Here is an 18,475-nt window from a genome sequence, read left to right as displayed (position 1 = left end):
GTCGAAGTGGATCCGATACCGCACTCTCTACCCCTCTCCGAGGTCCGCAGGTAACGCGTCACAGCGCTTGCCCCGGCAGCCCGCCGGGGAGTTGGCTGTCGAGTATGGCCCGCATCGCGTACCACGACGCCGACGCCGAGGCGTTCGCCGCGACCCGGCACCTCACCGACGACGGTCTCACGGCCTGGCGTGCCGCCGTCGCCCGCCACCTCACCCCGCGCCCGGGCACGCGACTGCTCGACCTGGGTGCCGGGACCGGCAGCTGGGCACGCGCGTTCACCGACTGGTTTCCCGGCGTCGAGGTGGTCGCCGTCGAGCCGTCGGCGGCGATGCGCGCCCGGTGCGCGTTCGCCCCGCTGATCGCGGGTGACGCCGAACGCATCCCACTCGCGAGCGGCAGCGTCGACGGCGCGTGGCTGTCCACAGTCATCCACCACGTGCCCGACCTGGCCGCGACGGCACGCGAGCTGCGCCGGGTGCTGCAGCCCGGCGCACCGGTGCTCATCCGGTCCGCGTTCGCCGGACGGCACGAGGCGATCACGCTGTTCGACTACTTCCCCGAGGCGATCCGCGTGCTCGACACGTACCCCGGCATCGCCGACGTCGAGGCCGCCTTCGCGGCCGCCGGCTTCGCCACCGCGGCGGTCGAGCAGGTTCCGCAGGTCACCGCGCCGTCGCTGCGGGAGGCGGCGGCCGGCCTACGCCGGGAGGCGCACACGCCGCTTCAGCTCATCACCGACGCGGAGTACACCGCCGGCGTCCAGCGGCTACGCGAGGCAGCAAGGACCGACGACGGTCCGGTCGTCGACGCCCTGGACCTGCTCGTGCTGCGCTGATCCCGGTGGTGCGCCCCGGCCGCGGTTAGGGTGGGGCGATGGATCATCGTCAGTGGACGGTCGTCGGGGCGCCGTCGAGCGCCGGCGCCCACACCCCGGGCATCGAGCGCGCACCCGCCGCCCTGCGCGCCGCAGGTCTGCTCGACCTGCTGGGCGCCGATGTCGAGGACGCCGGTGACGTGCCGGGCTTCCGGTGGCGGCCGGACCCCGCGTACCCGAGGGGCCAGAACGCGGGCGCGGTGGCCGCCGTCGCCTCGGCGGTGGCCGACCGGGTCGCGGCGGCGCTGGGCCGGGGGCGCGCGCCGCTGGTGCTCGGCGGCGACTGCACAGTGACTGTGGGCCTGGTCGCGGGTTGCGCGCGGGCCGGGCTGTCGCCCGCGCTGGTGTACGTGGACGGCGGCCCCGACCTCTACACGCCGGAGACCCGCGCGAACGGCAACCTGGACGCCATGGGGTTGGCGCACATGCTCGGGTTGCCGGGGACGCTGCCCGAGGTGGCGGGTGTCGGGCCGGCGGTGCCGCTGCTGTTGCCGGAGCGCGTGGTGGTGTACGGGGACTCGCTGCCCCGGGGTGACCACGAGCGTGAGCTGGTGGCGGAGCTGGGGCTGGCGTACGTGCCGGCCGAGGAGGTGCATGCCGACGCGCGGGCGGCGGCGCGCCGGGCCCGGTCGGTGGCCGAGGGCGTGGCCGATCGGTTCGTGGTGCACTTCGACGTGGACGTGCTGAGTTTCGTGGACGCGCCGCTGGCGGACGTGCCGGAGCCGTTCGGGCTCAGGCTCGACGAGGCGGCGGCGACGCTGGCCGAGCTGGTGGCGAGCCCGCGGTTCGCCGGGCTGTCGGTCACCGAGATCAACCCGGATCATCTGCCCGACGACGAGCTGCTCCCCCGGTTCGCCGGCGTGCTGGCCGGGGCGTTGACCGGGCGCTAGGCGGTTTCCGCGAGGTGCAGCGGCAGCACCTTCGCCGCGCTGACCGCCAGATCCCGGTCGAGCACCTCGTCGCGGGACACGAACACCATCGCTTGTCCCTCGCCGAGCACCACGTCCTCCTGCCGGGCGTCGGTGGCGCCACGGAAGACGTACACGGTGACGGTGTGCGCGAAGCCCTCCTCGTGCGGGCGGGGGCCGCTCCACAGCAGGTGCAGCTCACCGGCGGTCAGCCCGGTCTCCTCGCGCAGCTCGCGGCGGGCGGCCTGCTCCGGGGTCTCGCCGGGCTCGATGCTGCCGCCGGGCAGGCTCCACTGGTACGGCGAGACGGGCGCGTTGCCGTCGCGATGCTGCATGAGGATCGCGCCGGTCGGATCGACGAGCAGGACGAGAGCGACGTCGTATGCGGCCACGTCCCGAGCCTGCCACGCGGCACCGGCAACGCGCAGCCTCGACTTTCCGCCGCGCCGATCGAAAGTTCGACTCAGGGCACCGAAAGCCATAGACATATCGACATGCCTTTTGTAGCGTCGGTCACAGGCGACGAAGGAGTGCGACCATGTGCTACGGATTCGACGGACACGCCGCGCTGCGGCAGTCGCTGGACCGGCGCGACCTGCTGCGCGGCTCCCTGGCGGCGCTGGCCGGGATCGGGCTCGCGGCCGGGCTCGGCGCGACTGCGGCCCAGGCCGGCGGGGCGCACCACCACGGCCGGCGTCCGGTGCCGAAGGAGCTGATCAGCCTCCAGCTCTGGACCGTCCGCGACGCGCTGAACGGCTCTCCCGGCTACGACGCGACGCTGGCGCACCTGGCCCGGATCGGCTACCCGCGGATCGAGCTGGCACTCGGCTACTTCGGCCGTACCGCGCGGGAGCTGCGCCGGTTCCTGGACGGCATCGGCATCAAGGCCAGTTCCAGCCACGACGGCCTCGCCGCTGACGCCGCTGCGCTGGAGGAGAAGATCGCGAACGCCCGGACGCTGGGCCAGCGGTTCATGGTGGTGCCGTACCTGAACTCCGACCGCGAGGACGACTGGAAGCGCTGGGCGGAGCAGATGAACGTCGAGGCCGCCGCCGCGCGCAAGGCGGGCCTGCGGTACGGCTACCACAACCACGCGCACGAGTTCACCATCGACTTCGGCAACGGCCGGCGGCCGTGGGACGTGCTGACCGAGGAACTCGACCCGCGCCTGGTGCACCTGGAGATCGACATCTACTGGGCGGTCACCGGCGGCATCAACTCCGGTGAGGGCGTCGACGACCCGGAGGGCTTCACGCTCGACGTGATCCGCTCGGCGCCGCAGCGGGTGTTGCAGTACCACGTCAAGGACCGCGACCCGGCCACCGGCGACATGGCTGACCTGGGCACCGGGATGATCGACTTCGCGCGGATCTTCCGGGGGCACCAGGTCATGGAGTACATCGTGGAGAACGACACCCCGGATCTGACGCCGCAGCAGACCGCCGCCGTCGGCTACCGCTACCTGCGCCGCCTGCGGTTCTGACCTCCGGCGGGGCACTGATCGCCGCCGGACGTGACACGCTCGGGGGTGGGCCGGCGCCGACCGAGGGGGTACGCGATGACCGACGAGCCGGACGACGTCCACTACGACCGCCTCTACCGCGACGCCGACCGGCCGCCGTGGGAGATCGGCGGGCCACAGCCGGCGCTCGCCGAGGTCCTCGACACCGGGGTACGCGGCCCGCGCGTGCTCGACGTCGGCTGCGGCACCGGTGAGCTGGCGCTCGCGCTGGCCCGCCGCGGATACGACGTGACGGGTGTCGACATCTCACCGGCGGCGATCGACCAGGCCCGGGCCAAGGCGTCAGCGGCGGGCCTGCCGGTGCGCTTCGAGGTGTGCGACGCGACCGCGATCCCGGTGCCGCCGGTGCCGTACGACTCGGTGTTCGACTCCGGGCTGCTGCACTCGCTGGACCGGCGGGGCGCTGCCGTAGGCGACTACCTGGCGCTGCTGCCACGGCTGACCGCGCCCGGCGGTGCGGTGTTCGTGCTGGCGGTGTCGCCGGACGCGGGCGAGGGCTGGGGCCTGGACGCCGACGCCCTGCGCGGGGCCTTCCCCGAGCCGGACTGGACGCACGTCGCTGTCGAACGGATCGACGTGCTCGCCCGGGTCGGCGGGGCGGACCTGCGCCTGGCCGGCAATCTGCTGCGCGCCACCCGTTCCCCCGCCGGTCCCTAGCGCGCCTGGGTGGAACCGGCGAACGGTGAGCGGCGTCAGCGACGCCAGTGCTGGCGTGGGGCGTAGCCCTCGCGGCGCAGCCAGTGTTCGGTGTAGACGATGCGGTCGGCCTCGATCACGACAAGGGGGTCCTCGGGCGGCTCGGACAGCGACCGGCCCCGCTCGGCGTGCTCGTTCTCCCAGCGGAACGCGGCCCAGTGGCGGGCCCGGTCGGGGTGCTCGGGGCCGAGCACCCGGGCGGTGCCGAACACCTGGGCGCCGCGGCTGCTGGCGAGCCCGACCAGCGGGGCGAAGACGCCGACCGACACGCGCGGGTCGGCGGCGATGTTGCGCATCTTCGGTGAGCGCGGCGCGGCGGTGAACATCAGCGTGAAGTCGAGCGGGTAGTAGCGCACCGGCGTGGCCAGCGGCCCGTCCGGCCCGGCGGTGGCGAGCACGCACATGTTCTGCGACGACAGCAGGTTGAGGATGCGTTCGGCGAGGCGGTCCCGGTCCAGCTTCCGCGTCGGCGTCGGTCCGGTCAGCCAGGGGTTCGTCAGCGGCACGTGGCGTCCTTGATCATGACGGCACCCTACCGGCCGGGCTCAGGCGACCGGGGCCGTGCTGGCCCGCAGCACCACCTCGCCGGGCAGCCGCACGATCCGGCGGCGGCGAGCGGTGTTCTCGGTCAGGGCCAGCTTCATCGCCTCCTCGCCGAGCCGGTGCAGCGGCAGCGCCACTGTGGTCAGCGGCGGGGTGAGGTCGCGTACGACCGGGATGTCGTCGAAGCCGGCGACCGAGACGTCGCCGGGCACCGACAGCCCGCGGTCGCGCAGCGCCGCGTACGCGCCGACGGCCATCACGTCGGTGCACGCGAACACGCAGGTGGCGTCGAGCCCGCGGTCGAGCAGCTCGGTCATCGCCCGATAGCCGCCGTCGCGGGTGAACGCCGCCTCGGCCACCGCACCCGGGGCGAGCGTCACGCCGGCGGCGGCCAGTTCGTCGCGGAACCCGCCGAGCCGGTCGGCGACTGTGGTCAGCTCGGGCGGGCCGGAGAGCACCGCGAAGCGGCGGTGCCCCAGGCCGAGCAGCGCGCGGGCCAGTTCGGCGGCGCCGGCCCGGTTCTCCGGTAGCACGCTGTCGACCTTCAGGGTGCGGTGCCGGCTGACCACGGCGACCCGGCCGCCGCCGTCGAGGTACGGCGCCAGCTCAGCGGCCATGGCCCGTTCCCAGCGGGGGTCCTCGAATCCGGAGCCGATGAGCAGGATGGCCGGGGCGCGTTCGGCGCGCAGCATCGACACGTACGCGATCTCGCGTTCCGGGTCGCGGAACGTGCTGGCGAGCATGACCAGCAGGTCGTTGTCGGCGGCGACGCGCATGACGCCGCCGGCGACGGCGGCGAAGTAGGGGTCGGTGACGTCGTGGCAGACGACGCCGACGCTGCGCCGGGACCCGCCGGCCAGCGCGCGGGCGTGGGCGTTCGGGGTGTACGCGAGGCGCGCGGCGGCGGCCAGGACGCGGTCGTGCAGGTGCGGGGTGACGCGCCGCCCGTTGAGCGCCCGGGAGGCGGTGGCCAGGGATACGTCGGCCGCCCTGGCCACGTCTTCCAGCGTCACGTGCGACATCGATGCGTCTCCCTGCGGAACGTCTTGACCCGGTGTTCCGGCGTGGCTACGGTAGCACCCTGAAAGCGCTTACTGAAAGCGCATTCACCTGCGGGGAGGCCCAGTGGAACGCACGTCCGTCGGCATCATCCTCAACGGCGTCACCGGCCGGATGGGCTACCGGCAGCACCTCGTCCGGTCCCTGCTCGCCATCCGGGACCAGGGCGGCGTACCGGCCCGCGACGGCAGCCGCATCTGGCCCGAGCTGACCCTGGTCGGCCGCGACGAGAACCGGCTCGCCGAGATCGCCGAGCGGCACGGGCTGTCGGCGTACACCACCGACCTGGACGCGGCGCTCGCCGACGACGCCCACCAGGTCTACTTCGACGCGCAGGTGACCACCGCACGGGAGAAGGCGATCCGGGCGGCGATCGAGGCCGGCAAGCACGTCTACACCGAGAAGCCGCTCGCCGAGGGGTTCCTCGCCTCGCTGGAGCTGGCCCGGCTCGCCGCCGCCAAGGGCGTCCGCAACGGCGTCGTGCAGGACAAGTTGTTCCTGCCCGGCCTGCGCAAACTCAAGCGGCTCGTGGACGGCGGCTTCTTCGGCCGGATCCTGTCCGTGCGCGGCGAGTTCGGCTACTGGGTGTTCGAGGGCGACTGGCAGGCCGCGCAGCGCCCGAGCTGGAACTACCGCGCCGAGGACGGCGGCGGCATCACGCTGGACATGTTCCCGCACTGGCACTACGTGCTGGAGCAGATCATCGCCCCGGTCACCGCCGTCACCGCCGTCACCGCCACCCACATCCCCGAGCGCGTCGACGAGACCGGCGCCCGCTACCGGGCCACCGCCGACGACGCCGCGTACGGCATCTTCGAGCTGGCCGGCGGCATCATCGCGCAGGTCAACTCCTCCTGGGCGGTCCGCGTGCACCGGGACGAGCTGGTCGAGTTCCAGGTCGACGGCACGCACGGCAGCGCTGTCGCCGGGCTGCGCGACTGCCGCATCCAGCACCGGAGCGCCACCCCGATGCCGGTGTGGAACCCCGACCTGCCGGCCACCGAGCCGTTCCGCGCGCAGTGGCAGACCGTGCCGGACAACGGCGAGCACGACAACGCGTTCAAGGTGCAGTGGGAGGCGTTCCTGCGGCACGTCGTCGACGACGAACCGTTCCCGTGGGACTTCCTCGCCGGCGCCCGGGGCGTGCAACTGGCCGAGGCCGGGCTGCGCTCGGCGCGGGAGGGGCGGCGGGTGCCGATCGAGGAGATCCCCCGGTGAGCACGCGGATCACGCTGCCGGTTCCGGGCGGCGGCACCGAGAAGCTGACGCTGCGCGAACCGCCCGCCTGGCACCGGCCGGCCGGGCCACCGGCGACCCGGATCGCGTACGCGGCGGCGCACGTCGTCGCCGACCCGTACGCCGACAACTCCCCCGGCCGCCCGGCGGGGCTGGACTGGGACGCGACGCTCGCGGTGCGGCGCGACCTGTGGTCGTGGGGCCTGGGTGTGGCCGAGGCGATGGACACCGCGCAGCGCGGGATGGGGCTGGACTGGGCGGCCACCCGCGAGCTGATCCGGCGCAGCGCCGCCGAGGCCGCCGCCTGCGGCGGGCGCATTGTGGCCGGGGCCGGCACCGACCAGCTCACCGGCACGCCCGCCACGCTCGACGAGGTGGTCGCCGCGTACGCCGAGCAGGTCGCCGTGGTCCAGGAGTGCGGTGCCACGCCGGTGCTGATGGCCAGCCGGCACCTCGCCGCGCTCGCCACCGGCCCGGAGGACTACCTGCGCGTCTACGAACGGGTGCTGCGGGAGGCCGGGGCGCCGGTGGTGCTGCACTGGCTCGGCGACATGTTCGACCCGGCGCTGACCGGCTACTGGGGCTCGACCGACCTGGACGAGGCCACCGCGACGTTCGCGGCGCTGGTGCACGCCCACGCCGACCTGGTGGACGGCGTGAAGGTGTCGCTGCTGGACGCGGGCCGGGAGGTGCGGCTGCGGGAGCTGCTGCCGCCGGCCGTGAAGGTCTACACCGGCGACGACTACCACTACCCGGAGCTGATCGAGGGCGACGGGAAGCGGTTCAGCCACGCCCTGCTCGGCGCGTTCGCGGCGATCGCCCCGGCCGCGTCGGCGGCACTGGGACGGCTCGACGCGGACGACCCTGCCGGGTTCCGTGCCGTCCTCGACCCGACGGTGCCGCTGTCCCGGCACCTGTTCGCCCCGCCCACGCCGTACTACAAGACCGGCATCGCGTTCCTGTCCTGGCTGAACGGGCGGCAGCCGGGCTTCACCATGGTCGGCGGCCTGCACGGCGGACGGAGCGTCCCGCACCTGGTCGAGGCGTTCCGGCTGGCCGACACCGCCGGGCTGCTGCGCGACCCGGAGCTGGCGGCGCGGCGGATGCGCGCGTACCTCGACATCGCGGGCGTGGCCGGATGACCGCCGACCCCCGGCTGGCCCGGCTGTCGCTCAACCAGCGCACCACGCAACGCTGGTCGGTGGCGCAGGCGGTCGACGGTTGTGTACGCGCCGGCATCCCGGCGATCGGGCTGTGGCGCGAGCCGGTGGCCGAGATCGGCGTACCGGCCGCCGCGCGGCTCGTCACCGACGCCGGGCTGCGGGTGTCGTCGCTGTGCCGGGGCGGGTTCCTCACCGCCGCCGACGAGGCCGGACGGATCGAGGCCCTGGCGGACAACCGGCGCGCCATCGACGAGGCCGCCGCGCTGCGTGCCGCCTGCCTGGTGCTGGTCGTCGGCGGCCTGCCGCCCGGCTCCCGCGACCTGCCCGGTGCCCGGCGGCGGGTCGCCGACGCGCTGGCCGAGCTGGCGCCGTACGCCGCCGAGCGCGGGGTACGCCTCGCGCTGGAGCCGCTGCACCCGATGTACTGCGCCGACCGGGCGGTGCTGTCCACGCTCGGGCAGGCGCTCGACCTGGCCGAGGCGTTCCCGGCCGAGCAGGTCGGCGTCGTGGTGGACACGTTCCACGTCTGGTGGGATCCGGACGTGTGGCGGCAGATCGCCCGCGCCGGAACGCGGATCGCGAGCTTCCAGGTGTGCGACTTCCTCACCCCGCTGCCGGCCGACGTGCTGCTCGGGCGCGGCATGATGGGCGACGGGCACATCGACTTCCCGCCGCTGCGCCGCGCGGTGGAGGCCGCCGGGTACTCAGGCGACGTCGAGGTGGAGATCTTCAACGCCGAGGTGTGGGACACCGACCCGGACCGGGTACTCGCCACCATGACCGCCCGGTACGTGGAGCGGGTGCTGACCGGCTGACCCGGCGTGACGAGTCCGGCCTGTCGGATGAATCAGGTGGCCGCTCCCCCGGCTCCGGGGGCAGGATCGGGCTCATGGCATCCCCGCACATCACCACCCCGATCACCACCGACCTGTTGCGCGGCGCGCTCGACCTGGAACACACAGCGGACGGGGTGCTGCCGCACCGGCTGCCCGCGTGGGCCCGGGCGCAGAACGTCGACCCGCAGCTGATGACGGCGGAGGCGATGCCCTCGGGCGTACGGCTGGTGTTCCGTACCCGCGCCACCACCGTCGAGCTGGACGTGCTGCCCACGAAGATGGTCTACCGGGGCACCGGACCGCGACCCGACGGCCGCTACGACCTGGTCGTCGACGGCCGCCTCGCCGGCCAGGCCACCGCCGGCGGCGGCAAGGTGCTCACCATCGACCTCGCCACCGGCACGTCCGGCGTCGAGGCCGGTCCGGTCGCCACGGTGCGCTTCACCGACCTGCCCGCCACCGACAAGGAGGTGGTGATCTGGCTGCCGCACCGGGAGATCACCGAGCTGGTCGCGCTGCGCACGGACGCGCCGGTCGAGCCGGCCGACACGGGCGGCCGCCGGGTGTGGCTGCACCACGGCAGCTCGATCAGCCACGGCTCGGACGCGGAGAGCCCCACCGGCACCTGGCCGGCGATCGCCGCCACGCTCGCCGGCGTGGAGCTGGTCAACCTCGGGTTCAGCGGCAGCGCGCTGCTCGACCCGTTCACCGCGCGCGCGATGCGGGACACCCCGGCCGACCTGATCAGCGTCAAGATCGGCATCAACGTGGTGAACAGCGACCTGATGCGGCTGCGCGCGTTCGGCCCCGCCGTGCACGGCTTCCTGGACACCCTCCGGGAGGGGCACCCGGACACCCCGCTGCTGGTCGTGTCGTCGATCCTGTGCCCGATCCAGGAGGACACGCCCGGCCCGGGCGCGGTCGAGTTCGTCGACGGGCGGGTGCGGTTCCGGGCCACCGGCGACCCGGCCGAGGTGGCGTCCGGCCGGCTCACGCTGCGCGTCATCCGCGCCGAGCTGGCCCGGATCGTGGCGTCCCGGTCCGCGGCGGACCCCAACCTGCACTACCTCGACGGCCTGGAGCTGTACGGCGAGGCCGACTACGCCGAACTGCCGCTGCCCGACGAGCTGCACCCCGACCCGGCCGCCGACCGGCGCATCGGCGAGCGGTTCGCCGCGCTGGCGTTCGGACCGAAGGGACCGTTCGCCGCACCGGAGTGACGGACACCTGCCCACGGCGCGGCGTGACCCAGGTCACGCCGCGCCGTGATCCGTCGGAGGTGCCGTGAACGACCATCTAGGCGTGGGAGGAAGCCAACAGGACGAGGAGCGGCTGCTGCGGCGGGTCGCGCGCGCCGATCTGGACGCGTTCGACGAGCTGTACCGGCGTACGTCGCCGTGGCTCGCGATCCGGCTACGGCGGCGGTGCGCCGACGACGGCATCGTCGCCGAGGTCCTCCAGGACACGTACCTGACGGTGTGGCGGGCCGCCGGCTCGTTCAGCGGGATCCGGCCCTCCGGCGGCGCGGACGCGCCGGGTGGCTCCGCCGCCGGCTGGATCTGGACCATCGCGGCCCGGCGGCTGGTCGACGCGCTGCGCCGCCGCGCCCGGGTGCAGGAGGTGCCGACCGACGTGCTGCCGGTACGCAGCGCGCCGGCCGCCGAGGACGAGGCGCTCGCCGGGTCGTTCGGCTCGGAGGTGGGCGCCGCGCTGGACGCCCTCGCACCGGAGCTGCGGGCGGTGCTCGCCGCGATGGTCCTGGACGGGCTGACCGTCCGGGAGACCTCCGTCCTGCTGGGGGTGCCGGAAGGCACCGTGAAGAGCCGGGCGCGGCGTGCCCGCAACGCGCTACGGGAGGCGCTGGCATGACCGCTCACGTTCCCCCCTCGGCCCTGGCCGCGTACGCCGCGGGCAGCCCCGACGACGCCGCCGCCTGGACGATCGAGGTGCACCTGGAGGGCTGCGCCGAGTGCCGGGACCGGCTCGGCGAGCTGGCCGCCCCGCCGCTGCGCGCCCTGCTCGGCGACACCCGGGAGGCGATCCTGGAACAGGCCCGCACCGGGCCACGGCCGGTGCGCCGGCGTCCGCTGCGGCGGTGGTGGCTGCGCTGGACCGACTGGTCGATGCTGGCCTGGGCGGCCATGACCTGCACGGCGATCCTCGCCGCGGTGCTGCTGGACCGCAACTACCCGGACCAACCGTCGGCGGTGCTGCTGCTGGCGCCGGTGGCACCGCTGGCCGGGCTCGCGGTGGCCTGGTCGCGACGCGCCAACCCGAACTGGGAGGTGGTCGCCGGCACCGCCCGCGCCGGGCTGGAACTGCTGCTGCGCCGTACCCTCGCGGTTCTGCTCCTCGTGGCGCCGGTGCTCGCGGTGGCCGGGCTGGCGGTCGGCCGCAACCCCGCGCTGTGGCTGCTGCCCTGCCTGACGTTCACCGCGGCGACGCTGCTGCTCGGCAGCCGCGTCGGCGTGCCGCTCGCGGCCGCCGTCCTCGGCGGCGGCTGGCTCGCGGCGGTCGCGGCCGTGTCGGTCATCGGCGGCGCCGACGCGGCCCGCGCCGCCGCCGCGACCGACGCCCTGCTCCGGCCCGCCACCATGCCCGCCTGGGCGGTGGCCGCCGTCGTGTTCACTCTGCTGACCGCGCTGCGCGCCGAACACCTGCGGCGGCCCGCCGGCTGACGCCGGCCCCCCGAACCACGCCACGGCGCCCCGACGGCGCCGCGGACCACCCTGCCCCGAGAAGGAGACGACATTGGTACGCGCAGTGAGCGCCGACGAGGTGGCGCCGACCCGGCACGCCTGGCGGATCGAGGCGGTGGGACTGTCGGTGAAGGCCGGGCGGCACCTCGCAGTCGACAACCTCGGCCTGACGCTCGGCACCGGCGTGCACGGGCTGCTCGGCCCGAACGGCGCCGGCAAGAGCACGCTGATGCGCGCGCTCGCCACTGTGGTCAAGCCGCACGCCGGGGTGCTGCGGCTGCTCGGCGCGGACGCCGCCACGACCCGTGAGCTGCGCCCGGTGCGCCGCCGCCTCGGCTACCTGCCGCAGCAGTTCGGCTACTACCCCCGGTTCACCGTCCGGGAGTACGTCGAGTACGTGGCCTGGCTGCGGGAGATGCCCGCCTCGGCGGTGCCGGGCGCCGCCCAGCGGGCAATCGACCGGGTACGCCTCACCGACCGGGCCGACGCCAAGCTCAAGTCGCTGTCCGGCGGCATGCTGCGCCGGGCCGGCATCGCCCAGGCGATCGTGAACGAACCGGAGCTGCTGCTGCTCGACGAACCGACTGTCGGCCTGGACCCGGAGCAGCGGGTCCAGTTCCGCGAGCTGATCCGCGAACTCGGCGCGGACGCGTGCGTGCTGGTCTCGACCCACCTGGTGGAGGACGTGGTGGCGGCCTGCTCCGACGTCATCCTGATGGACGACGGCGCCCGCGTGTTCCAGGGCCTGCCCGCCGACCTGGTCCGCCACGGCGAGACCGGCGGCGTCGGCGACAGCGCCGCCGAGCGCGGCTACTCGTACCTCCTCCAGCAGCACCGGGGCGCGTGATGATCCGACAGGTCCGTATCGAACTGCGCCGCTCGAACGCGCCCGCCGTGGCGGTGCTGCTCCTCTTCATCGGGATCCTCGGCGTCGCCAGCATGTACAGCTTCTGGCAGGGACAGTGGCTGCGGCTGGGCTACGTGCACTCCTCGGCCATGTTCCTCCTGATGCCCCTGGCGCTGGCCGGCGGCGCGGTGCTCGGCCGCCGGGACCGGCGCACCCGCGCCGACGAGCTGATGAACAGCACCGGCCGGCCCCGCTGGCAGCGCACGCTGCCGGCGATGACCGCGCTCGGCGTCGCCGTCGCGGCCGCGCACCTGCTCGTGCTCGCCGGCGGTGCGGCGCTGGTCGCCACCGGCGGCGCCTACGTCGGCGTACGCGGGCTTGCCGGGCCCCTGGTCGACGTGCTGGTGCTCGTCGGCGCGGCCTGGTGCGGCACGGCCGTCGGGCGCCTGTGGTCCTCACCGCTGCTGCCCCCGCTGCTGGCCGCCGCCGCGCTGGTCGCGCAGGAGGGCGTGTCCATGCTCGCGGGTGCGGACAGCAAGATGTCGAACGTGTCCCTCATGATCAACTGGCCGCCGGACACGCCCTGGGAGACGCTGTCGGACCGGCTGCTGCTGAGCCGGCTGGCGCTGGGGGCCGGGCTGGTGCTCGCCGGCCTGCTCCTGGCGGCGGGCGGGTCGTGGCTGACCCGGGCCGGCGCGCTCGCGGGCCTGGCCGGCGGCGTGGCGGGTCTCGTGCTGATCGGCGTGCCCGGCCCGGCCGGGATCTGGCAGCTCGACCCGGGAGCGCGCCGCTACGTCTGCGCCGACGGCGCGCCGCAGGTGTGCGTCACCGCCGTCAACGCGCACCTGCTGCCCGAGGTCACCACCGAGGCCCGCCGAGGGCTGCGCGCGCTGGCGAAGCTGCCGGACGCACCGACCCGCGCGGTGGAGTTGCGGCTGGACACCATCGGCAGCAACGACAGCGAGCAGTGGCACCGGCCCCGGCCCGCACCCGGCACCGTCCAGTTCCTCCTCGAGGTCGACCCGGGCACCGGCCGGGCCGCGGACGTGGCCGAGCGCATCGCCCTGGGCGGCGGCACCATGTGGTCCGGCTGCGGCCGCAGCGGCGACGACATCGCCCCGGCGATCGTCGCGGCCTGGCTGCTGGACACCGAGACCGTACGGCTGTGGGACTCCTGGACCGGATACCGGTACGCCGACGAGCAGCAGGAGGAGATCCGGGCCGGGGTGCGGCAACTGCGCGCGCTGCCCGAGCCGGAGCAGATGCGGCGGGTCACCGCGCTGCGGGACGCGGCCGCGCGGTGCGAGCCGGACCTGATGCCGGCGCTCACCGGACGGGCCGCGCCGTGAGCCGCTGGCTGCCGCTGTACGTGCGGTCCCGCCGGCTACCCGCCGCCCTGGCCGGATCCGCGGTCGCGGTCGCGGTGATGGCCGCCGCCTGGTCCGGCTTCACCGACCGCCCCGAGGTGCCCGCCGGCCTCGCCGTGCTCACCACCGCGCTGGCGGTTGCGCCGCTCGGGCCGACGCTCGCCGGCACCGACCCGGCGCTGGAGCGGACCGCCGCGTGGTCCTGGCCGCCGCGCCGGGCCGGGCACCTGCTCGCGTACGGCGCGGCGGTGGTCGGGATGCTGGCCGCCGCCCGTGTTCTCGGCGCGGACTTCGGGCCGCCGGCCGCGCTGGCCCGCAACACGGCCGGGCTGATCGGGCTGGTCGGGCTCGGCGCCGCGCTCGCCGGCGCACGGGCCGCCTGGCAGGTGCCGACCGCCTGGGCCGCCCTGGGGGCGTTCCTGGCCGTCCCGGGCGGGCCGCAATGGCGGCAGGCGGCGCTGTGGATGGCGCAGGAACCGGGCAACCGGATCGCCGCGGCCACCGCCGCGACGTTCCTCCTCGGCGGCGTCGTCGCGTACGCGCTGCGGGTGGGACCGCAGGTCGCGGCGGCCGAGGCGGCACTGGAACAGTGACGTGCCGGACCTCGTCGCGCGCTCGTGGCGCGGCGAGGTCCGGTCGTCGGCGTCAGGTCAGCGGCACCCAGGCCAGGGTGGTCATGCCGGACAGGGCGGTCGCCTTGAGGCCGGCGTCGGAGACCGTCCAGAGCACGCCGTCGACCATCAGCGAGCGGCGGATCGGGGTCCACTCGCCGCCGTCGGTGAGCGCGCCCGGATGGTCGACGGCGCCGGCGACCGTGAAGCCCTTGTCGCCCATGCGCAGCGCCAGCACACCGCCGGAAGGCGTGCCCTTGACGCTCTCGGCCCGGTCGGTCACCACGCCCGGACGCTGCACCGGGATCACCACCAGGCGCTCCGGCGCCCAGTACAGGAACGCGTGCGGGTCGTTCTCCGCCTCGGACCAGCCGCCCGCGACGAGGTGCTGGGCGATCCGCGCCGGCCGGGCCGGGTCGGCCACGTCGAACAGCGACACCTGCGTGCCCGTCACCCGCCCCTGGTCGGTCGCGTCCTGGCCGACCCCGATCAGGCGGCCGTCGCCGGCCGGGTGCAGGTACGACGAATACCCGTTGATCTTCAACTCGCCGGTGACCCGGGGCGCGGCCGGGTCACGCAGGTCCACTCCGTACAGCGGGTCGGTCTGCCGGAACGTGACCACGTACCCGGTGCCGCCGACGAACCGCACCGCGAAGATCCGCTCGCCCTTGCCCAGGCCGGTGATCGCGCCGACCCGGGTCAGCGTGGCGCCGTCGGTGCGCAGCACGTAGACGCCGGACTGCGAGGTGGTCCGCCGGCCCCAGGTGTCACCCGTCGTGGTCGCCACGCGCAGGTGACCGTCCCACTCGGACAGCGCGTACTGGTCGATCAGCCAGCCGGGCACGGACCCGGCGGCGACGAAGCGGGGCGTGCCCGCCGCGGTGTCGAACTGGTAGATCTCGGTGTTGGTGTCGCGTGCCGCGGACGGCCCGCCACGCCACGTCCGCCAGCGCTGGTCGTTGGCGACGTAGAGGCGTGCGCCGTTGCTGTAGACGGTGTCGCCGTCGGCGGCCACGGTGACCGGGTCACCGGCACCGAGCGCGGACGCGCCCAGGTCGAAGCTGAGCACCGTCACCATCGACGCGCCGGAGAAGCCCGCCGGCCGGCTGACCCGGTCGCAGCCGACCCGTCCGGTGCCGACGGTCCGCACGTCGTCGCGGATCTCGTAGCGGGGCAGCCAGTCATCGAGCGTGGCCTTGTCGATGACCGCGCGGTTGGCGGCGATCCGCTGGGCGTCGGTCTTGCGATCGGAGCGGTAGGGGAAGTCGAGCCGTGGCGCGGACCGGATCACCACGCGGGCGGTCGCGCCGGACTGCCGGGCGTCGACCAGGAGGCCGTCGATCCGGTACTCCCCGACCACGCGCGGCGGTCCGGCGAGGTCCAGCAGGACCAGCCGGGCCTGCGGGGTCGTGCCCGGGCGCGTCTGCCTGCCCGGTACGGGGCCCTTGACGGTCCGGCCGGCGCGCAGCAGCACGAGCGCCCGGTCGCCGTGCAGCAGCAGGCTCGCCTCGCCGCCGGAGAACCGCTCGGCGTCGGGATCGAGCGCCAGCCGGCCGGTCACGCGACGGCTCGCCGGGTCGACCACTGACAGCACGCCCCGGGTGACCGTGACGATCCGCTTCCCGTCGGTCTTGACCAGGTCCGGTTCGTCCACGCCGGCCTCGTGCACGTTGGTGCCGGAGTAGCCCGCCGCGGACGCCCCGCTCGCGTCCTTGGCGACGCCGCCGAGCGCCGTCGCCCGTTCCGCGCTGAACTGCCGGAGGTCGTCCGCGCCGAATCCCCACGGGCCGACCGCCGCCTTCGCTGCCGTGCGGAGCTGTCGCAGCGCCTCGTCGCAGCCGTCGAACGCCACCAGCCGCAGCCCGCCGGCCGGTGCGACCCGCCCGGTGGGTGGCGGGTCGGCGGCCGGCGGTGACGCGGTGCAGCCGGCGAGAGCCAGCGTGACGGTCAGCGTGCATCCGAGCGTCCGGTATCCGTGACGGGTCATGCCGGTCAGACGTGGCGCCGGCGAGCGCGGTTCCCGGTCGTGCCGCTCAACCGCCGGTGGTGCCGCTCAACGGCCGGCCGTGGCGCTCAACCGCCCGCCATCGCGCCGAGCACGATGAACGGCTCCTTGCCGGCGACCACCTCCTCCGGCAGCGGGTCGTCCGGGGACTCGTTGGAGAGGTCCAGCTCGCAGGCGTAGAAGCGGACGAACGGCCGGCGCTTCCCGCTGTGCCGGTCACGGATCGTGCCGAGCAGCATCGGGTACGCGGCCTCCAGCGCGTCGAGCACCTCCCGCTGGGTGGGCGGCCCGGCCACCTCGACGCGTACCTCGCCGGTGACGTGCGCCAGGTTCTTCAGGTGCGCCGGCAGCACCACCCGGATCACGGCAGCACCTGGACCTCGACCGAGAGCACGCCCGGCAGGTCCCGCACGATCGGCGCCCACGTGTCGCCGCCGTCGGCCGAGTGGTAGACCTGACCGCCGGTGGTGCCGAAGTAGATGCCGCACGGGTCGAGCGTGTCGACGGCCATCGCGTCGCGCAGCACGTTGACGTAGCAGTGCGACTGCGGCAGCCCCTCGGTCAGCGGCTCCCAGTGCTCACCACCGGTACGGCTGCGGTAGACGCGCAGCTTGCCCTCCGGCGGGTAGTGCAGCGAGTCGCTGGTGATCGGCACCACGTAGACCGTCTCCGGCTCGTGCGCGTGCACCGCGATCGGGAAGCCGAAGTCCGTCGGCAGGTCGCCGCTGACCTCCCGCCAGTTGGCGCCCGCGTCGTCGGTGCGCATGACGTCCCAGTGCTTCTGCATGAACAGCGTGTCCGGCCGGGACGGGTGCTGGGCGAGACGGTGCACGCAGTGCCCGACCTCGGAGTCGGTGTCGGGGATCTCGCCGGAACGCAGACCCTTGTTGATCGGCAGCCAGCTCGCGCCGCCGTCGTCGCTGCGGAACGCGCCGGCCGCCGAGATCGCGACGTAGATCCGGTCCCGGTCGGCCGCGTCGAGGATGATCGTGTGCAGGCACATCCCGCCCGCGCCGGGCTGCCAGGACGGGCCGGTCGGGTGCTGCCGCAGCGCGGTCAGCTCGGACCACTTCTGACCGCCGTCGGTGGACAGGTAGAGGGCGGCGTCCTCGCCGCCCGCGTACACGGTGTCGGGGTCGTGGCGGGACGGCTCGAGGTGCCAGATCCGCTTGAACTCCCACGGCCGTGGGGTGCCGTCGTACCAGAGGTGCTGCCCCACCTCGCCGCTGTAGGCGAAGTCGTTGCCGACAGTCGCCCAGGTCCGGCCGCCGTCGTCCGAGCGCTGGATCAGTTGCCCGAACCAGCCGCCGGACTGGGACGCGTACAGCCGGTCCGGTTCGACGGGTGAACCGGTCAGGTGGTAGATCTCCCAGCCGCCGAAGTGCGGCCCGTCGACGGTCCAGTCGTCGCGCCTGCCGTCCGAGGTCAGGATGAACGCGCCCTTGCGCGTGCCGACAAGTACTCGTACGCCGCTCATGTCTCGTCCTCTCGTCCGAGGGGTTCTCCCCGCAATGACCGTGCGGCTCACCGAAACTCATCGCTGTCGTACTCCCCGGCTACGACATTTCCTTCCCGGACGCGCGGCGGCGGGCCGCCACGCCGGTGCGGCCGGATTGTCGGAGGCTGCGGCTAGCCTGCGCGCATGACCGGCCCCGGAGACGTCCCACCCGAGCACCTCGCCCGCCTGCGGCCGGTCTGCCTCGGCCTGCCGGAGACCTACGAGGAAGCGGCCTGGGTGGGCGTGCGATGGCGCGTCCGCGGCCGGACGTTCGCCCACGTGCTCACCGTCGACCCGGGCCACCAGGCGGCGTACGCGCGGGCCGCGGCGACCGACGAGCCGGTCTGCGTGATGACGTTCCGCTCCCCCGGTGACGAGATCGCCGGGCTGCTCGCGGCCGGGCCGCACTTCTTCAAGCCGGACTGGGCCGCCGACGTGGTCGGGCTGCGGCTGGACACGGACACGGACTGGACCGAGGTCGCCGAGCTGCTCACCGAGAGCTACTGCGTGCTGGCCCCGAAGAAGCTGGTCGCGCTGGTCGACCGGCCGGTGGGGCCATGACGCCACGGGCGGGGCTTCCCCGGGGCGGGACATCGGCAGTACGGTGAGC

20 protein-coding genes are annotated in these 18,475 nt (G+C 74.6%); 14 read left to right on the top strand and 6 right to left on the bottom strand.

Going from position 1 to position 18,475, the window contains the following annotated elements:
* Positions 1–104: 104 nt before the first annotated feature.
* Both EAD96_RS16485 and EAD96_RS16480 read left to right on the top strand, forming a co-directional pair.
* Positions 105–836 (top strand): class I SAM-dependent methyltransferase, encoded by a 732-nt coding sequence (locus EAD96_RS16485; protein WP_121684943.1) that lies wholly within the window; start codon positions 105–107, stop codon positions 834–836.
* Between the two features lie 38 nt (positions 837–874).
* Positions 875–1,765, top strand: coding sequence for an arginase family protein (locus tag EAD96_RS16480; protein WP_120570003.1), 891 nt, complete (start codon positions 875–877; stop codon positions 1,763–1,765).
* Here EAD96_RS16480 and EAD96_RS16475 read toward each other — a convergent pair.
* The gene (locus tag EAD96_RS16475) at positions 1,762–2,175 is read right to left on the bottom strand and encodes an NUDIX domain-containing protein (protein ID WP_120570004.1); all 414 of its coding nucleotides are present in this window, start codon (positions 2,173–2,175) and stop codon (positions 1,762–1,764) included. The two genes, EAD96_RS16480 and EAD96_RS16475, sit on opposite strands and share 4 nt — an antisense overlap.
* Positions 2,176–2,321: 146 nt before the next feature.
* Between EAD96_RS16475 and EAD96_RS16470 the strand changes: the two genes are divergently transcribed.
* Complete coding sequence (locus tag EAD96_RS16470) at positions 2,322–3,266, top strand: sugar phosphate isomerase/epimerase (RefSeq protein WP_121684942.1); 945 nt, start codon at positions 2,322–2,324, stop codon at positions 3,264–3,266.
* Between the two features lie 75 nt (positions 3,267–3,341).
* Positions 3,342–3,962: a bifunctional 2-polyprenyl-6-hydroxyphenol methylase/3-demethylubiquinol 3-O-methyltransferase UbiG gene (locus EAD96_RS16465; RefSeq protein ID WP_121684941.1), complete on the top strand. Its 621-nt coding sequence runs from the start codon at positions 3,342–3,344 to the stop codon at positions 3,960–3,962.
* A gap of 35 nt (positions 3,963–3,997) precedes the next feature.
* Here the strand turns inward: EAD96_RS16465 and EAD96_RS16460 are convergent, their stop codons facing one another.
* Positions 3,998–4,507 carry a pyridoxamine 5'-phosphate oxidase family protein gene (locus EAD96_RS16460; RefSeq protein ID WP_091427041.1) on the bottom strand — a complete coding sequence of 170 codons (510 nt, stop codon included), beginning with the start codon at positions 4,505–4,507 and terminating at the stop codon, positions 3,998–4,000.
* 39 nt (positions 4,508–4,546) lie between these two features.
* Positions 4,547–5,566 (bottom strand): LacI family DNA-binding transcriptional regulator, encoded by a 1,020-nt coding sequence (locus EAD96_RS16455; RefSeq protein ID WP_121684940.1) that lies wholly within the window; start codon positions 5,564–5,566, stop codon positions 4,547–4,549.
* A gap of 103 nt (positions 5,567–5,669) precedes the next feature.
* On the opposite strand from EAD96_RS16455, the gene EAD96_RS16450 reads away from it, so the two are divergent.
* From EAD96_RS16450 to EAD96_RS16410, 9 genes are all read left to right on the top strand, one after another.
* A complete protein-coding gene (locus EAD96_RS16450; RefSeq protein WP_121684939.1) occupies positions 5,670–6,821 on the top strand; it encodes a Gfo/Idh/MocA family protein in 1,152 nt (383 codons plus the stop codon).
* On the top strand, positions 6,818–7,981 hold the full coding sequence (locus EAD96_RS16445) for a dihydrodipicolinate synthase family protein (protein ID WP_121684938.1): 1,164 nt from the start codon (positions 6,818–6,820) through the stop codon (positions 7,979–7,981). Before EAD96_RS16450 ends, EAD96_RS16445 begins: the two co-directional genes overlap by 4 nt.
* On the top strand, positions 7,978–8,817 hold the full coding sequence (locus EAD96_RS16440) for a sugar phosphate isomerase/epimerase (RefSeq protein WP_121684937.1): 840 nt from the start codon (positions 7,978–7,980) through the stop codon (positions 8,815–8,817). The genes EAD96_RS16445 and EAD96_RS16440 overlap by 4 nt, the downstream gene beginning before the upstream one ends.
* 74 nt (positions 8,818–8,891) lie before the next feature.
* Positions 8,892–10,058, top strand: a complete 1,167-nt coding sequence (locus tag EAD96_RS16435; RefSeq protein ID WP_121684936.1) for an SGNH/GDSL hydrolase family protein — start codon at positions 8,892–8,894, stop codon at positions 10,056–10,058.
* 64 nt (positions 10,059–10,122) lie between these two features.
* Positions 10,123–10,707 (top strand): RNA polymerase sigma factor, encoded by a 585-nt coding sequence (locus EAD96_RS16430; RefSeq protein ID WP_120570012.1) that lies wholly within the window; start codon positions 10,123–10,125, stop codon positions 10,705–10,707.
* Entirely contained in the window at positions 10,704–11,516 is an 813-nt protein-coding gene (locus tag EAD96_RS16425; RefSeq protein WP_121684935.1) for a zf-HC2 domain-containing protein, read from the top strand. The genes EAD96_RS16430 and EAD96_RS16425 overlap by 4 nt, the downstream gene beginning before the upstream one ends.
* Before the next feature lie 73 nt (positions 11,517–11,589).
* Positions 11,590–12,384, top strand: coding sequence for an ABC transporter ATP-binding protein (locus tag EAD96_RS16420; RefSeq protein WP_120570014.1), 795 nt, complete (start codon positions 11,590–11,592; stop codon positions 12,382–12,384).
* Positions 12,384–13,733 (top strand): hypothetical protein, encoded by a 1,350-nt coding sequence (locus tag EAD96_RS16415; RefSeq protein ID WP_121684934.1) that lies wholly within the window; start codon positions 12,384–12,386, stop codon positions 13,731–13,733. Before EAD96_RS16420 ends, EAD96_RS16415 begins: the two co-directional genes overlap by 1 nt.
* A complete protein-coding gene (locus tag EAD96_RS16410) occupies positions 13,730–14,344 on the top strand; it encodes a hypothetical protein (protein WP_121684933.1) in 615 nt (204 codons plus the stop codon). Before EAD96_RS16415 ends, EAD96_RS16410 begins: the two co-directional genes overlap by 4 nt.
* A 52-nt stretch (positions 14,345–14,396) precedes the next feature.
* Here EAD96_RS16410 and EAD96_RS16405 read toward each other — a convergent pair whose 3' ends face one another.
* From EAD96_RS16405 to EAD96_RS16395, 3 genes are all read right to left on the bottom strand, one after another.
* Positions 14,397–16,349, bottom strand: coding sequence for a beta-propeller domain-containing protein (locus EAD96_RS16405; RefSeq protein WP_233585886.1), 1,953 nt, complete (start codon positions 16,347–16,349; stop codon positions 14,397–14,399).
* A gap of 86 nt (positions 16,350–16,435) precedes the next feature.
* Entirely contained in the window at positions 16,436–16,732 is a 297-nt protein-coding gene (locus tag EAD96_RS16400; RefSeq protein ID WP_018784437.1) for a MoaD/ThiS family protein, read from the bottom strand.
* Positions 16,729–17,844, bottom strand: coding sequence for an exo-alpha-sialidase (locus EAD96_RS16395; protein WP_120570017.1), 1,116 nt, complete (start codon positions 17,842–17,844; stop codon positions 16,729–16,731). Before EAD96_RS16395 ends, EAD96_RS16400 begins: the two co-directional genes overlap by 4 nt.
* 165 nt (positions 17,845–18,009) lie before the next feature.
* Between EAD96_RS16395 and EAD96_RS16390 the strand changes: the two genes are divergently transcribed.
* Positions 18,010–18,426 (top strand): MmcQ/YjbR family DNA-binding protein, encoded by a 417-nt coding sequence (locus EAD96_RS16390; protein ID WP_121684932.1) that lies wholly within the window; start codon positions 18,010–18,012, stop codon positions 18,424–18,426.
* Positions 18,427–18,475: the final 49 nt, after the last annotated feature.

The organism is Micromonospora sp. BL1 (genome assembly GCF_003667485.1).
In the GTDB taxonomy this organism is placed as follows: Bacteria; Actinomycetota; Actinomycetes; order Mycobacteriales; family Micromonosporaceae; genus Micromonospora; species Micromonospora tulbaghiae.
Note: the sequence above shows the minus strand (reverse complement) of the source record. Positions and strands in the feature narration are given on the sequence as shown.